15 protein-coding genes are annotated in these 15579 nt (G+C 64.9%); 3 read left to right on the plus strand and 12 right to left on the minus strand.

What is annotated here, in order from left to right:
• Positions 1-5 precede the first annotated feature (5 nt).
• Both ACTHNR_RS20285 and ACTHNR_RS20290 read left to right on the plus strand, forming a co-directional pair.
• Entirely contained in the window at positions 6-1301 is a 1296-nt protein-coding gene (locus ACTHNR_RS20285) for an ATP-binding protein (protein WP_440549452.1), read from the plus strand.
• Positions 1298-1840: a response regulator transcription factor gene (locus tag ACTHNR_RS20290; protein WP_440549453.1), complete on the plus strand. Its 543-nt coding sequence runs from the start codon at positions 1298-1300 to the stop codon at positions 1838-1840. Before ACTHNR_RS20285 ends, ACTHNR_RS20290 begins: the two co-directional genes overlap by 4 nt.
• An 88-nt stretch (positions 1841-1928) precedes the next feature.
• On the opposite strand, the gene ACTHNR_RS20295 is transcribed toward ACTHNR_RS20290, so the two are convergent.
• The 11 genes from ACTHNR_RS20295 to ACTHNR_RS20345 all read right to left on the minus strand — a co-directional run bounded on the left by ACTHNR_RS20295 (position 1929) and on the right by ACTHNR_RS20345 (position 13725).
• Positions 1929-3707 (minus strand): carboxylesterase/lipase family protein, encoded by a 1779-nt coding sequence (locus ACTHNR_RS20295; protein WP_440549454.1) that lies wholly within the window; start codon positions 3705-3707, stop codon positions 1929-1931.
• 188 nt (positions 3708-3895) lie between these two features.
• Positions 3896-4312, minus strand: a complete 417-nt coding sequence (gene tsaA / locus ACTHNR_RS20300; RefSeq protein WP_440549455.1) for a tRNA (N6-threonylcarbamoyladenosine(37)-N6)-methyltransferase TrmO — start codon at positions 4310-4312, stop codon at positions 3896-3898.
• 103 nt (positions 4313-4415) lie between these two features.
• Positions 4416-5753 (minus strand): ATP-dependent protease ATPase subunit HslU, encoded by a 1338-nt coding sequence (gene hslU / locus ACTHNR_RS20305; RefSeq protein ID WP_440549456.1) that lies wholly within the window; start codon positions 5751-5753, stop codon positions 4416-4418.
• Between the two features lie 16 nt (positions 5754-5769).
• Positions 5770-6306, minus strand: a complete 537-nt coding sequence (hslV, locus tag ACTHNR_RS20310; RefSeq protein ID WP_440549457.1) for an ATP-dependent protease subunit HslV — start codon at positions 6304-6306, stop codon at positions 5770-5772.
• 408 nt (positions 6307-6714) lie between these two features.
• Positions 6715-7134 carry an RNA polymerase-binding protein DksA gene (gene dksA / locus ACTHNR_RS20315; protein WP_206955196.1) on the minus strand — a complete coding sequence of 140 codons (420 nt, stop codon included), beginning with the start codon at positions 7132-7134 and terminating at the stop codon, positions 6715-6717.
• Positions 7135-7605: 471 nt separating this feature from the next.
• Positions 7606-8685, minus strand: coding sequence for a CobW family GTP-binding protein (locus tag ACTHNR_RS20320; protein WP_440549458.1), 1080 nt, complete (start codon positions 8683-8685; stop codon positions 7606-7608).
• A gap of 171 nt (positions 8686-8856) precedes the next feature.
• Complete coding sequence (locus ACTHNR_RS20325) at positions 8857-10065, minus strand: class I SAM-dependent rRNA methyltransferase (RefSeq protein ID WP_440549459.1); 1209 nt, start codon at positions 10063-10065, stop codon at positions 8857-8859.
• 66 nt (positions 10066-10131) lie between these two features.
• Positions 10132-11082 (minus strand): tyrosine recombinase XerC, encoded by a 951-nt coding sequence (gene xerC, locus ACTHNR_RS20330; RefSeq protein ID WP_440549460.1) that lies wholly within the window; start codon positions 11080-11082, stop codon positions 10132-10134.
• A 22-nt stretch (positions 11083-11104) separates the two neighbouring features.
• Positions 11105-11866, minus strand: a complete 762-nt coding sequence (locus ACTHNR_RS20335; RefSeq protein ID WP_440549461.1) for a DUF484 family protein — start codon at positions 11864-11866, stop codon at positions 11105-11107.
• Between the two features lie 69 nt (positions 11867-11935).
• Positions 11936-12802, minus strand: a complete 867-nt coding sequence (gene dapF / locus ACTHNR_RS20340; RefSeq protein ID WP_440549462.1) for a diaminopimelate epimerase — start codon at positions 12800-12802, stop codon at positions 11936-11938.
• Between the two features lie 35 nt (positions 12803-12837).
• Entirely contained in the window at positions 12838-13725 is an 888-nt protein-coding gene (locus ACTHNR_RS20345; RefSeq protein ID WP_440549463.1) for a lipid A biosynthesis lauroyl acyltransferase, read from the minus strand.
• A 286-nt stretch (positions 13726-14011) separates the two neighbouring features.
• Between ACTHNR_RS20345 and metK the strand changes: the two genes are divergently transcribed.
• Positions 14012-15199 (plus strand): methionine adenosyltransferase, encoded by a 1188-nt coding sequence (gene metK, locus ACTHNR_RS20350; RefSeq protein WP_440549464.1) that lies wholly within the window; start codon positions 14012-14014, stop codon positions 15197-15199.
• A gap of 99 nt (positions 15200-15298) precedes the next feature.
• Here the strand turns inward: metK and ACTHNR_RS20355 are convergent.
• On the minus strand, positions 15299-15579 hold a 281-nt coding region (locus ACTHNR_RS20355), incomplete at its 5' end, for a hypothetical protein (protein ID WP_440549465.1).

Raw genomic sequence — 15579 nt, forward strand, 5'->3', positions numbered from 1 at the left:
TGGCGATGCATCGCATTACGAACACCGGGCGCGTGAACCTCGGTCACCTTTTTTGGCTGCGCTGCTTGGCGATCATCGGGCAGCTCGTCACGATCGCTGTCGTCCAGCGGTTTTTCGGCGTGCATCTGCCGTTGCCGGCGATGCTGACCATCATCGCCCTCGAAGCGATCTTCAACGCCGCCACGTGGTGGCGCGTGGCGGGTGCGCGGCCCGAAACCGATCTGGAGCTGCTCGGGCAGCTCTGGGTCGACTTGGGCGCGCTGTCGGCGCTGCTGTTTCTCTCGGGCGGGACGACCAATCCATTCGTCTCGCTCTACTTGCCTTCGCTCGCGATCGCGGCGGCGGTGCTGCCGTGGCGACACATGATCTGGCTCGCGATTTTCGCGATGTGCTGCTATATCGCGTTGGGTTTCGATTCGATCCCGCTCAACATGGACAACCCCGCGAACTTGTTCGACTACTACCGAACGGGCATGTGGGTGAACTTCATGGTGAGCGTGGGGCTCATCGCATGGTTCGTGGCGCGCATGTCCACCGCGCTGCGCCAGCGCGACGCGGCGCTCGGCGACGCGCAGCAACGCCTCATGCGGGACGAGCGCGCCGTGGCGCTCGGCGTGCAGGCCGCGACCGTCGCGCATGAAATGGGTACGCCGCTTTCGACGATCGCGATGCTGACCGAAGAGCTGCGCGACGCCGCTCGCAGCGACGAGCGGCTCGCGCCGTACGCCGACGACTTCGCGCTGCTTGAGCAGCAAATGACGCTGTGCACGTCGGCGCTCGCGCGGCTGCGCAGCCGCGCGTCGGTTTCGCCGGCTCGCGAGCGGCTCGACGCTTGGCTTTCCAGCTTCGGCGAGCAATGGCGCTTGCGGCATCCGCACGTGAAGTTCGTGCGCCTGGATGCGGCGGTAGCCGATACATGGCTCGACGAAACGGCCGCGGTCGGCCAGATCTTGACGATCTTGCTCGACAACGCGGCGCGCGTGAGCCCCGATCGGGTGACGCTGGCCGCCGCCGTGGCCGATGATTTCATCGAATTTCAGGTCGGCGATTCGGGGCCCGGCATATCGCCGGCGCTACGCGCGAAGCTCGGCAGCGCGCCCGTCGACAGCACGCAGGGCGGGCATGGCGTGGGGCTGTATTTGGCCTTTGCCGCGGCTTCGCGCTTGAACGGATCGGTCGAATTGCTCGACGGCGAGCCGCGCGGCACGCGAGCCGTGCTGCGCGTGCCGGCGGCGAAGGGCGGCGGACAGCCGCTGCCGGCCGCGACCTCTTCATCGAATACGAAGGAGAATGAACTATGAGCGACAACACTTTTCTCGTCATCGACGACGACGAGGTTTTCTCGGGCATCCTGGCTCGCGGCCTGACGCGTCGCGGTTTTACCACGCACCAGGCACACAACGCGGAAGAGGCGATCGCACTCGCGAACCATCACCGCTTCGACTACATCACCGTCGATCTGCATCTGGGCAGCGATTCGGGCTTGAGCCTCGTCGCACCGCTGCGCGATCTGCAGCCCGATACGCGCATGCTGGTGCTGACAGGGTACGCAAGCATCGCCACGGCCGTGCAGGCGGTGAAGGACGGCGCCGACAACTACCTGGCCAAGCCGGCGAACGTCGAATCGATCTTGGCCGCGCTGCAGACGGAAGCCAGCGCGGCGCAGGCCGAGGCGGCGATCGAGCATCCCGCGCTATTGTCCGTGGCACGGCTTGAATGGGAGCACATTCAGCGCGCGCTGGCCGAGAACGGCGGCAATATTTCGGCCACGGCGCGCGCGCTGAACATGCACCGCCGGACGCTGCAACGAAAGCTGGCGAAGCGGCCGGTGAAGCAGTAAGGGGCGAGGCGGCGAACCTCGCCCTGGTCGATGGTTTGCCGTGCCGGTTCGCCGGATCGACTACGCCCGGCACGGCGCCCCGCTTTGGCTATTGCGCGCTACCTTCCGCTTGGACCGTCGGAATCGTGGGTCCAGCCCATTGCCCGTTCTCGACCAGCCGCTGAATCAGCCCTTGCCGCGGCGCCTCGCGGTCCCAGACCGAGTGAGTCTTCTCGCCGATGATCTGCATCAGCATGCCTCGGTTGTCGGTGCGAACGGCTGGCCATCGAGGCAGCCAGCCCCCGCTCTGTTCCGCTGCTTCTTCCGTCGATGTTGCGTCCGCCGCGGTAGGCGTCCCATTGGGATTGCCCGTCTTCACGAAGTGCTCCACGTAGCTCGAGAAAATGCGGGAGACGTCGTAGTCGGCAGCGGTCCAGGTGTATCGACGATCGTTGCCGAGGTTGCCGAGCGAATAGCTCAGTTGGGCGTCGTGCGCGGCGCCGAGTACCGGCTGCGAGGCCGGGGCCGGGGCGGGGGCCCGGACAGAGACCGCGTTGGACGCGGTTTCGGCCTTTGGCGGCAGCGGCTGCGTATAGCGGTAGTAAAAGACGGGCGCATTTCCCGTTTGCCGGTGCTGGTTCATCCACTTCCAAGTGCTGTGGCCGATGAAGAAATCGCCGGCGAGCGCCGTGGCGGCGTGCATGACTTCGTCGTTGGTGCTGCCCGGGTAATGGGCGAGCACCTCCTCCGCTTGATCTTGGAATCGCCGTTTGATCGTCGCCTGCCAATTTTCCGGGGTAGGTTGCGCATCGCCTAGGATCGCCGTGTAGGGGGCCTCTTGAGAATTGGCGCCCACCAGCAACGGGACTTGCGCTTGCGCGCCGTTGGCGAACGTCTGCTCGGGCGAATCGGTCAGGAAATGACCGTCGATGTTCGGCCAGAACGAGATCGAGTCCCACGTGAGCTTCGACCCGGAGGCCGCGACGAGCAGCGTTTTTGCGGGCAAAGACCGCAGTTGCTGCAAGGAGCTGGCGCCCACGCGCGTCGCGAATTTCGTCGCCGCCGCTTCGGCTTGCTCGCGCCGCCAAATACCGCTGGGTGTGAGCGCAGCGCCGCTTTCGCCGATCGCGCCTGCAAACAACCCGCGGGAGAGCGGCGAGGCCATGTGTGCACTAACAGAAATCGAGCCCGCCGAATTGCCGGAGATCGTGACCTTCGACGGATCGCCTCCGAACTGGGCGATGTTCTGCTTCACCCAACGCAACGCGGCCGCCTGATCGAGCAAGCCGTAGTTGCCGGTGGCGCCGTGCGACGATTCGCTTGCCGCCTCGGGCGGCGCGAGAAAGCCGAATACGCCCAGGCGGTAGTTGACGGTGACGACCACGATGCCGCGCGATGCGAGATTCGCGCCGTCATAGCGGGGTTGCGAGGCGTCCCCGGCCACGAATCCGCCGCCGTGGAAGTGGACGAGCACGGGCAATTTGCCCGTCGCGTCGCGAGCGGGTGTCCAGACGTTGAGGTAAAGGCAGTCCTCGCTCATCTGGGGCGCGCGGGAGTCGCTTTTGCCGTCGGCTACCGGCTGCATGCACCGAGCGCCGAACTGCCGCGCGGCTCGCACCTCCGCCCAACGGGGAACGGGTTGCGGCTCGCGAAAGCGCAATTCGTTGACCGGGGCCGCCGCGTAAGGAATGCCCCGGAATACACGCAGATCCTTGTGCTGCCCGCGCATCTGCATGCCTTCGATTTTGCCGCTGTCGAGCTGGACCTGCGGCGCGAGCGGCGCCCGAGCGGCGCTGGCTGGGCCAGACGCCGCGAACAGCATTGATGCGGTTGCAGCCATGACCGTCACGACATGGCGCCCGATGATGCGATTCGACGATAGTTTCACGCTGTTGCCTCCGTAATGGCCGAACGCTCGTTCGGCGACCCGCTTGCGCGGTAGGAGGCTCGATCATCGGCGTCGCATTATTCGAAATGTCATTTCGGCGCGCAATTCCGACTGAATTACCCCAGAACGTCGTTTCGAGGGCGCTCGTTCGGTGATCGCGGGTAGGCGTGCGCGGCGCAGCGAAGCGTTCAGCTATCCGTTTCGAGCGCGATCTTCAGGTCGACGATGGGCGTGCCGTCGACGGCTTCGATGGGGCCGACGCGCAGCCTGCTGCCGTCGATTTCCCGCACCGTCACGCGATGCAGCCCGATCGGATTCGGACGATGCGGCGCGCGCGTGGCGAACACGCCGGTCAACGGCCGATCGCGTTCGCCGCGCGGATGGACGGCGAGCTTGCCGCGGTCGGCCAAGTGAAACCAAGCCAGCACGATGACTTCGTCGCCGCTTGCAAGGCCTTTCAATCCTTCGATGTATTGAGGATCGAGATCGATCCACGCGTCGGGGGCGCCTTCGATCCCTTGGCGCGGCGCCTGGGTCAAATCTTCGAGCGCCGACCGGATGTAGCCGATCGGCTTGAGTGTGAATGCGTCTGACAGGTGCGGCATGGGCCATACTCCTCGACGAGATCGATGCCGCATTCTAGTCGATGGCCGGTGAGGGCGCGGATCGAGCCGGCACCCTGAGCGCCGGCTTCGACCCGCGGGGCAGCTACAGCACGTAGCGCGACAAATCCTCGCTCTGCGACACCTCTCCGAGCGCGCGGTCGACGTAAGCCGCATCGATCGTCACCTTCGTTCCGGCATGATTGCCGGCTGCGAACGACACTTCCTCGAGCAGTTTTTCGATCACGGTGTAAAGCCGGCGCGCGCCGATGTTCTCGGTACGCTCGTTGACCGAAAACGCAATCTCGGCCATGCGCTTGATGCCGTCCGGCGCGAATTCGAGCTCGACGTCCTCGGTCGCAAGCAAAGCCTGATACTGCTTGACGAGGCTCGCATCGGTCGCCACCAGAATCGATTCGAAATCTTCCACCGACAGCGAATCGAGTTCGACGCGAATCGGAAAGCGCCCTTGCAGCTCGGGGATCAGATCGCTCGGCTTGGACAGATGGAAGGCGCCGCTCGCGATGAACAGGATGTGATCCGTTTTCACCATGCCGTAGCGCGTGTTGATCGTCGTGCCTTCGACGAGCGGCAGCAGATCGCGCTGCACGCCTTGGCGGGACACCTCGGCGCCGCCCGCTTCGCTGCGCGAGGCGATCTTGTCGATTTCGTCGAGAAACACGATGCCGTTTTGCTCGACGTTCTGCACGGCCTTCGCCTTTACTTCCTCGTCGTTGAGCATCTTCGACGCTTCCTCGTCGGTCAGCACTTTCAGCGCTTCCTTGACCTTGAGCTTGCGGCGCGTTTTCTTGCCTCCGCCGAGGTTCGCGAACATCGAACGAATCTGCTCGGTCATGTCCTCCATGCCCGGCGGGCCCATGATGTCCATGCCCGCTTGCGGCAGCTCGACGTCGAGTTCGATTTCCTTATCGTCGAGCTGGCCTTCGCGCAAGCGCTTGCGAAACGTCTGACGCGTCACGTTGTCCGCGCCCGACGGCTCGGTCGCCGCGCCGAACCCGACGGGGCGAGCGCTCGGCAGCAGAATGTCGAGGATGCGGTCCTCGGCCTGATCCTGCGCTTTCGTGCGGACCTTGCGCATCTCCGTTTCGCGGGTTTGCTTCAAGGCGATCTCGATCAGGTCGCGCACGATGCTGTCGACGTCGCGGCCGACGTAGCCCACTTCCGTGAACTTCGTCGCTTCGATCTTGATGAACGGTGCGTCGGCGAGCTTGGCCAGACGCCGGGCGATCTCGGTCTTGCCGACGCCCGTCGGCCCGATCATCAGAATATTCTTCGGCGTGATTTCCTGGCGCAGCGGTTCGCCCACCTGCTGGCGCCGCCAGCGGTTGCGCAGCGCGACCGCGACCGCTTTCTTCGCCTTGTTCTGGCCGATGATATGTTTGTCGAGTTCCGAAACGATCTCGGCTGGGGTCATGGTGCTCATCGGTTGCTTACCTCACTCACTCGATCGTCTCGATGACGCGGTTATGGTTCGTGTAGATGCACATGTCGCCGGCGATCGCGAGCGATTTCTCGACGATCTCGCGCGGCGACAGCGCCGTGTTCTCGGCGAGCGCGCGCGCGGCGGCCTGGGCATAAGCGCCGCCCGAGCCGATCGCGCAAATGCCGCCTTCGGGGTCGAGCACGTCGCCGTTGCCGGTGATGACAAGGGTCGTTTGCGCGTCGGCCGTGATCAGCATCGCTTCGAGCCGACGCAACATGCGGTCGGTGCGCCAGTCCTTGGCGAGTTCGACGGCGGCGCGCGTCAAGTTGCCCTGATGCTTCTCGAGCTTCGCTTCGAAGCGATCGAGCAGCGAGAACGCATCGGCCGTCCCGCCGGCGAACCCGACGAGAACCTTGCCGTTATAAATGCGCCGCACTTTCTTGGCGCCGCCTTTCATGACGATGTTGCCGAGGGTCACTTGGCCGTCGCCGCCGAGCGCAACTTTGTCGCCGTTGCGCACCGACACGATCGTCGTGCCGTGATATTGCTCCATGGTGCATTCCTCGAGAATACGGAAGGGGCTCGGCGGCGCGTCGCCGCGCGAGCGGAAAACGGGTGGCGCAAGGCGCACGGCGCGCGCGCGGAGGTCCAGCGCCGCGCGCGCATTTAGCTCATTTTAGGGCGTGCGCGGCTTTATCAAGGGGGGCGGCGTACGAAGAGGGTCCACGGCACGCCGGGCCGAAGCGCTTTGTGTCCGCTGGGTCCCATTAGCCAGGGCATATCGGTAAGCTTTGCCGACGTTGAACGGTGGGAGAGGTAGCGGGCGGCCATCCGAGGCGAGGCGCGTGACGGTGCAATCGCACCGATCGCGCCATCGCAAAAGAAAAAGCGCGCGGGAGACCGCGCGCCTCTTTCGAAGCAGCGTAAATGTGCGTAGCGCGAAGGCCGCGCTACGCGTGCATCAATCGCCGAACAGCTTTTGGCGCAGCTCGCGGCGTTCCTGCGCTTCGAGCGACAGCGTAGCCGTGGGCCGCGCGAGCATACGGGGCACGCCGATCGGCTCGCCCGTTTCCTCGCACCAGCCGTACTCGCCCGATTCGATGCGAGCCAGAGACTGCTGCACCTTCTTCAGCAGCTTGCGTTCGCGGTCGCGCGTACGCAGCTCGAGTGCATGCTCTTCCTCGATCGTTGCGCGATCGGCCGGATCGGGAACGATCACCGTCTCGCGCAGGTTTTCCGTCGTTTGCCCGGCATTGCGGAGAATCTCCGCCTGCAGCTGTTCGAGCCTGTTCTTGAAGAAGGCGAGCTGATCTTCATTCATGTAATCCTTGTCGCTCATCTTCAGGATTTCGGCTTCGGTCAAGAGTCGTTTCGTCGTCATCTGCGTGCTTCTTCAATGTGAGGCAAAACCCATACATATTGCCCGCACTTTCGTATTGCCCGCAAGCGGTGCCTTAAAGGCGCCGACGCCCGCGGCCCGGTGGCCGTCAAGACGCCGTCGCGCCGATGCGGGGCCGAACTCCTCTGGAAACCGATCCTCGGGTGCTCCTACCCATTCGATACGGCATTGCAGCAGCGCCGCTCGCGAGTCCTAACGCGAGCCGCGCCGCGGCGTCTTTCGGTGTCTCTTTGGTTTTGTTTCGGCTTTGCCCGGATAAGGTTTTCCGGCGCCGTCGCGTTACCCGCCGCCCCTGGCGGCGGGGACGTATTGTAACTGAATCGTTCTTGGGCGCTGCAACAGAGAAAACCCTGCCGGCGCGCCGCTAATATCATGAAAATATAGCGCGCGCGCGTCCAAAAAGCGAACCTCGGGCCGACTCCGCGCGTGCGCCATCCCACGTGGCGCGCAGCCTTACGCGAGGCAGGCGTCCAGGCCGTCTGTAATGAGATCCTGCGGCAGGTCGATGCCGATGAAGACCATCTTGTTCGTCTTCTTCTCGACCGGCAGCCATTTGGCCGCGAGGTCGCTTCCCATCATTTGATGCACGCCCTGGAATACGACCTTGCGGTCGACGCCCTTCATGTAGAGCACCCCCTTGTAGCGCAGCAGTCGCTCGCCGTAGATCTGGAGCACGCCGCCCAGGAAATCCTCGAGCTTGTTCGGATCGAACGGGCGGTCGTTGCGATAGACGAAAGACTTGATGCGATCGTCGTGGTGCGCATGATGGTGATGGGCGTGCCCTTCATGGGCGCACTGGCCGTGGTCGTGATCGCAATGCTCGTGGTCATGGCCGTGCTCATGATCGTGATCGTGGTCATGATGCGCGTGCGCGTGATCGTCCTCGGCCAGGAAATCCGGATCGATCTCGAGCTTGGCGTTCAGATTGAAGCCGCGCAGGTCGAAGATTTCCTTGATGTCGGCTTCTCCGAAGTTGACGACCTTGATCGTCGCCTTCGGATTCATGTGCATGAGGCGGTGGCGCAGATCGGCCACTTCGGCTTCGGCGACGAGATCCGACTTCGTGATGAACAGACGATCGGCGAAGCCGACTTGCCGCTGCACGACCTCGTGCTCGTCGAGCTGCGCATTCGCATGCTTGGCGTCGACGAGCGTGATGATCGCGTCGAGCAGGAATTCGTCGGAGATCTCACTGTCGATGAAGAAGGTCTGCGCCACGGGGCCGGGGTTGGCCAAGCCTGTGGTTTCGATCACGACGCGGTCGAACGCAATTTCGCCCGCGCGCTTGCGCGATGCCAAATCGCCGAGCGCGCGCGCCAAGTCGCCGCGGATCGTGCAGCAGATGCAGCCGTTGCTCATCTGCACGATCTGCTCGGCCTGATTTTGCACGAGGATCTCGTTGTCGATGTTCTCCTCGCCGAACTCGTTTTCGATCACGGCGATCTTCATACCGTGCTTTTCGTTGAGGATGCGCTTGAGCAGCGTGGTTTTGCCGCTGCCTAGGAAGCCGGTCAAGATGGTGACGGGGATCATATTCAATCGCCTTTGGGTCGAAAATCAGGGACGGTTCAGACGAGCCGGCCACGAAAATATTGAAGCATACCGGCGAGCGCGCATTCGCGCCCGCCGGCCGATCGGCCAATGCGGACGCACCGTACGCCCTGAACGCGCCGCCGAACGAAAGCTCGCCGTAGTTGGGGGCGATCAGACGATTTGCAACAGCAAGCCCTTCAAGTACTCCCCTTCGGGGAAAGCCGCCAGCAGCGGATGGTCCAGGCCCGCGCCCAGGCGCTTCAAAATGCGGGCGTCGACGCGGGCGTCCGCCGCCGCGCCGGCGACGATCTTTTGGAACAAGTCCGCATCGATCGCGCCCGAACACGAATAGGTGAACAGCAGACCGCCCGGGCGCAGCAGACGAAAGCCCGAAAGGTTGATGTCCTTATAGGCGCGCGCCGCCCGATCGACGTGCTCGCGCGCCGGCGCGAACTTCGGCGGATCGAGGACGACGAGGTCGAACCGCTCGCCGCTTTCGACGAGGCCGCGCAAGGTTCGGAACGCATCGGCGTCGAGCCACTGCGCGCGCTCGGCGTCGAACCCGTTGGCCGTAACGTTCGCGCGCGCGAGCGCGAGCGCTTCGCCCGACGAATCGATCGAGACGACGCGCTTCGCCCCGCCGCCAAGCGCGGCCAGCGAAAAGCCGCCGGTATAGCAGAAGCAGTTCAGGACGTCCTTGCCGGCCGCGTAGGTTTGCACGAGCGCTCGATTGTCGCGCTGGTCCACGTAGAAGCCGGTTTTGTGCCCGCCGCGCACGTCGACGTGGTACCGCACGCCGTTTTCGCGCGCGACGAGGGTGTCGGGCGGCGCTTCGCCCGCCAGCACGCCCGTCGTTTGTTCGAGGCCTTCCTTTTCGCGGATCGACACGTCCGAGCGCTCATAGACATTCGGGCAGAGCGTCGCGCCGACGAGCGCGGCGACGATGGCTTCCTTCCACGCCTCGACGCCGGCCGCCATGAACTGGCAGACGAGCTGGCCGCGCCCGGCGCCCGCGGCCGTGTCCTCGATGTAGTGATCGACGATGAGGCCCGGCAGGCCATCCGATTCACCGAAGATCAACCTCACGGCGCCTGTGTCGCGCACGAAGGCTTGCCGATGGGCGAGCGCACGCTGCACGCGCCGTTTGAAGAAGGCATGGTCGATCGGCTCGCCTTCATCGAAACTCCAGACCCGCAGGCGGATCTGCGAGTGGGGGCTGTAGGCCGCGCGCGCGAGAAAGCGGCCGTCATGGGCGCGCACGACGACGGTGGCGCCGAGCGCCGGCTTGCCCTCGACGCGCTCGATAGCATTGGCGTAGACCCACGGGTGGCGGCGCAGCAGCGATTTTTCCTTAGAGGGCTTGAGCGTAACGGTGTTCATCGGTCGGTAAAAAACGAAGTTGAGCGGCGCGAGCGATCCGTGCGGCGGCTGGCCGCGTTGGGAGCGTCAATCGCGCTTTTTGGCGCGCGGGTGGGCCGTGTCGTAGATCCGCGCGAGATGTTGAAAGTCGAGCGACGTATAGATTTGCGTCGCGGCCACGCTCGCGTGACCGAGGAGCTCCTGCACCGCCCGCAGATCGCCGCTCGATTGCAGGACGTGCGTCGCGAATGAATGGCGCAGGACGTGGGGATGTACGTTGGCCGGAATGCCCGCGCGCAGCGCGGCGCGTTTGACGCGGTCGCGCACGACGTTCGGCGACATGCGCGCGCCGCGCACCGACAAAAAGAGCGGGTGGGGATCGGCCTTGACGAACTGCCCGCGCACCGAGAGCCAGGCGGCGAGCGCTTGCATCGCCTTGCTGCCGACCGGCACGGTGCGGCGCCGTTGACCTTTGCCCAGCACTGTGACTTCGGCGGCTTCGAGGTTGAGCCAGCCCGCCGAACGATAGCCGTCGCCTTCGGCGAAAACAGCATCGAGCCCGACGAGCTCGGAAAGCCGCAATCCCGAAGAGTAAAACAGCTCGAGAATGGCGTGATCGCGCAAGCCTTCCGCGCTTTGCGCGGAGCTTGCTTCCTTTTGAGCGGCGCTTGCTTCCATCAGCGCGGTGGCGTCGTCGACCGACAAGGCCTTGGGCAGCCGCTTCGGCTGTTTCGGTGCGCGCACGGCGGCCACAGGGTTCGCCGCAATCTCGGTATGCTCGGCGAGCCACCGGTAGAACGCGCGCCAGGCGGAGAGGCGGTGGGCGATGGAGCGCGGCGATAGGCCGCCCGCGTGCGCCTTGGCGACGGCGCCGCGCATGTCGTTCGCCGACAGGCTCGCAAGCGGCCGGCCCTTCGCGAGCTGCACGAGCAGCTCGAGTTCATGCGCGTAGCTGCGCAGCGTATGCTCCGACAGCCGGCGCGCATGCGCGAGGCCGGATAGGTACTGCGCGATCAGTTCGGCGTCGGTCGGGGGCACGGTGGGACCGCTCGCGCCAGGCTTAGCGCGCGAGCAGGCGGCTGAGCGCCGCGCTGGCGAGCGTGCCGATCTGCATGAGGAAATCGGTCGCCATGCCTTCGTGGAAGCGCCGCGGATCGGGCGAGCCCATCACCAGCAAGCCGAACGCGGGGGCGCTCGGCGCCGGCGGCGCGCTTTCCTGCGAATCGCCGCTCGCCGTGGCGACGTTGTTTGCACGAGGCTCGCGCAGCGTGAGCAGCGCGACCGACTGCGTGCCCGCGGCGTCGCCGGCGCCGGCTGCATCGCCGGCCACGGCGGCGTAGTCGCCCGCGCTCAGCCATTGCGCCGCCTCGAAGCCCGTATTGGCGCCGCAGTACGGCGCGTCGAGACCGTTGGCGAACAAGCGCACCTCCTCACCCACCTGCCGCGCGAACTCGGCGTCGCGATAGGTGTCGGCCACGTCCCAAAGCCGCAGCGCCGCTTGCGGCACGTCGAACACTTCCATGAGTCCCTGCGCGACGGTGCGCGGCAAGGCGTGGGCGTCGCGTTCGGCGATCACGCGCGCGGTCCACCGGTTGAACTTGGCCGCGATGCTGTCGTTTTCGTGACCGTAGCGCAAGAGTTCGGCCAGGCGCCGCTCGAGCAGCTTGTTCTTCTCGCGCAGCATGTCCATCTGGCGCTCTTGCAGCGAGACGGCGGCCTTGCCGTGCGGATTGGCGAGCCGAATGGCGGCGAGCAGCTCGGCATGCTGCGAGAAGAATTCGGGATTGGCGAGCAGATAGTCGGCGACTTCGCGATCGTTCATGGTGTCGGCAAAGGGGCGGGCAAAGCGCGGTTGAGCAAATAAAGGGCGCCGTATCGGAACGGCGCGGCATCAATCGGCGAGTTCGATCTCGCCTTCGAAAACCGTCGTGGCCGGGCCGGACATCAAGAGCGGCGCGGATTCGTCGCGCGCACCGTCCCATGCGATCGTCAGCGTACCGCCGAGTGCATGGACCGTGACCGGGGAGTCGAGCAAGCCGCGGCGAATACCGGCCGCGACGGCTGCGCAGGCGCCCGTGCCGCAGGCGAGCGTTTCGCCCGCGCCGCGCTCGAACACGCGCAGCGCGATTTCCCGGCGCGAGTACAGTTGCATGAAGCCCACGTTCACGCGCCGCGGAAAGCGGGCATGGCGTTCGGTTTTCGCGCCGATTTCGGCGACGGGGTAGGCACGCACGTCGTCGACCACTCGCACGGCATGCGGGTTGCCCATCGACACGACTGAAATCCAGTCCGTGCGCCCGTCGAGCTCGAGCGGCCAGACGGTGTCGGCCCCTTCCTGGCGGCCCTCGAGGCCGCTGGCGTCGAACGGCACCCGCTCGGGCTCGAAAACGGGCCGGCCCATGTCGACGACGACCTCGCCGTTTTCCTGCATCGTGAGCGTGATGAGGCCGCCGTGTACTTCGACGCGGATGCTGCGCTTATCCGTCAGTCCCTTATCGCGGACGAACTTGACGAAGCAGCGCGCGCCGTTGCCGCAGTGCTCGACCTCGCCGCCGTCGCAATTGAAGATGCGGTACTTGAAATCGGCGCCGTCGACCGTGGGGCGCTCGACGAGGAGCAACTGATCGGCGCCGATGCCGAAATGGCGATCGGCGAGCGCGCGCGCCTGCTCGCTCGTCAGGGCGAGCGGCCGGCTGTAGCCGTCGAGCACGACGAAGTCGTTGCCCGCGCCGTGCATCTTGGTGAAGTTGAGCTTCATGATCGCCGTATTGTAAGGGACGCCTCGGCCGCCGGCTAATCGTAGACGCTCGGCATGCCCGGCGGCCGCGTCTTGAACCGCTTGTGCACCCAGTAGTACTGCTCCGGCATGCGCGGAATTTGCTCTTCGAGGAACGCATTCATGCGGCGGGCGTCGAGCTCGTCGTCGCCCGTCGGGAAATTTTCCCAAGGTTTGAAGACTTTCAGCCGATAACCCTTGTAGTTCGGCAGCACTTCGCCGATGAACGGCAACACCTGAGCGTGGCCGACCTTCGCGAATCGGCCCACCGCCGTCAGCGTGCAAGTGGGGATGCCGAAGAAGGGCACGAACGTCGAATTGCGCACGCCGTAATCCATGTCGGCGCCGAGCATCACGGGTTTGCGCTCGCGCAGCCAGCGCAGGACGACGCGCGCGCTCTCGGCGCGGCTCGCCATATCGGCGCCGAACCGGCCGCGCGCGTGTTTGGCGACTTCCTCGAGTTCCGGGTTAGACATCGGCTGATAGAGCGCGGCGCATTGGCGTTGCAGCGCGACGTTGATGAAGACGGAGCCTGCCTCGATGCCGACGAAGTGAAACCCGAGCAGCAAGGTGGGCGGCATGTCGGGATCCGTCAAATCGACCTCGCTGTCGACTTCGACGAGCTTCGTCAGCTTTTCGAGGGAGCCGAACCACTGGACGCTGCGCTCGACATAGCTGCGGATCGCATGGCGAAAGTGTTTTTGCGCGATCTCCTCCCGCTTTTGCTCGCTCCACTGCGGGAAACAGAGCGCCAGGTTCGTATGAACGATGCGCCGGCGCTTGCTCGGGATTTGATAGAGCAGCCAGCCGAGGCCATCGCCCAGGCGGGCGACGAAGCCATAGGGCAGCAGCGCGAGAAACTTCAGCAGGCCGATGGCGAGCTTCGTACCGATCCGGTTCAGCATGCCTTGGCCTTTGTCGAGCGCGCGCGCTCAGGCTGCGTGACCGCGGCGAAGAGTGGGAACGTCGCGCTATGCGATGAATAGAACGGGTAAGGCACGGCAATTCGCTCTGTGACGTTTTCGAGAAGCCGCTATAATACGGGCTTCGCCGAGTTAATAGACAACTTGCGGGGCGAAACGCAGGGCGCCAGCAGCGCCGGGCGATATAGGAAATCCGCTAAAGCGTCGCCGCTTCAGGCTCCCGAAGCTGGCTACGTGAACTCAACACCGTAACCAAGGAGTCTGCAACGTGGCAAACGACTATCTCTTCACGTCCGAATCCGTTTCCGAAGGCCATCCCGACAAGGTCGCCGATCAAATCTCGGACGCCATTCTCGACGCCATCCTGACGCAGGACAAATATTCGCGCGTCGCCGCCGAAACGCTGTGCAACACGGGTCTTGTCGTGCTGGCCGGCGAGATCACCACGACGGCGAACGTCGACTACATCCAAGTCGCGCGCGACACGATCAAGCGCATCGGCTACGACAACACCGATTACGGCATCGACTACCGCGGCTGCGCGGTGCTCGTCGCTTACGATAAGCAATCGCCCGATATCGCGCAGGGCGTGGATCGCGCGCACGACAACAACCTCGATCAAGGCGCGGGCGACCAGGGCTTGATGTTCGGCTACGCATGCGACGAAACGCCCGAACTGATGCCTTTGCCGATCCACCTGTCGCACCGCCTCGTCGAGCGCCAAGCCTCGCTGCGTCGCGACGGCCGCCTGCCTTGGCTGCGTCCGGATGCGAAATCGCAGGTGACGGTGCGCTATGTCGACGGCAAGCCGCATTCGATCGACACGGTCGTGCTCTCGACGCAGCATGCCCCCGATATCGAACTGGCCATGCTGCGCGAAGCCGTGATCGAGGAAGTCATCAAGCCGACGCTGCCGGCCGAACTCATCAAGGGCGACATCAAGTTCCTCGTGAACCCGACGGGCCGTTTCGTCATCGGCGGCCCGCAGGGCGATTGCGGCTTGACGGGCCGCAAGATCATCGTCGATACGTACGGCGGCGCGGCGCCGCACGGCGGCGGCGCGTTCTCGGGCAAGGACCCGTCGAAGGTCGACCGTTCGGCGGCCTACGCGGGCCGCTACGTTGCGAAGAACATCGTGGCCGCGGGCCTTGCCTCGCGCTGCTTGATTCAAGTCTCGTATGCGATCGGCGTCGCCCAGCCCACGTCGGTCATGGTCAACACGTTCGGCACGGGCCGCGTGTCGGACGCGACGATCACGGCGCTCGTGCGCGAGCATTTCGATCTGCGTCCGAAGGGCATCATCCAAATGCTCGATCTGCTGCGTCCGGTGTACGAGAAGACGGCGGCATACGGCCACTTCGGCCGCGAAGAGCCCGAGTTCTCGTGGGAAGCGACGGACAAGGCGCTCGCCCTGGCCGAAGCCGCCGGCACGGAGCCGGTCGCGGAATTGGCGTAATGAGCCCTCGGTAGTCGCGCGTCGATCGCGTCGCGCGGCGCCCGCTGAAAACAAAACCCCGGTCATGCCGGGGTTTTGTTTTTCGAGCTTGCCGGCCCGTCAATCCCAGCAGTTGCGGAAGGCGACCGCGGCGATGACGGGAAAGCACAGCACGAGCGGGATAGCGAAGTACGGGACTTCGAGATCGGTTTTCCAGCTATAGACAAGCCAGCCGATGCCGACGATGAGCGTTCCGACACCGACAAGCGCGGTCAGCACGTTCAGCGTGCGCTTCGAGGGCCCCTTGCGCATCCGCTTTTCGGGAGTAGGCGTATTCATCGCTGCATGGCGGGCCAGGGCGGCCGCAGCGAGCGGTCTGGACGATGCGATGTTACGCTCGC

The sequence above is a fragment of the Trinickia sp. genome, assembly GCF_051954495.1.
In the GTDB taxonomy this organism is placed as follows: Bacteria; Pseudomonadota; Gammaproteobacteria; order Burkholderiales; family Burkholderiaceae; genus Trinickia.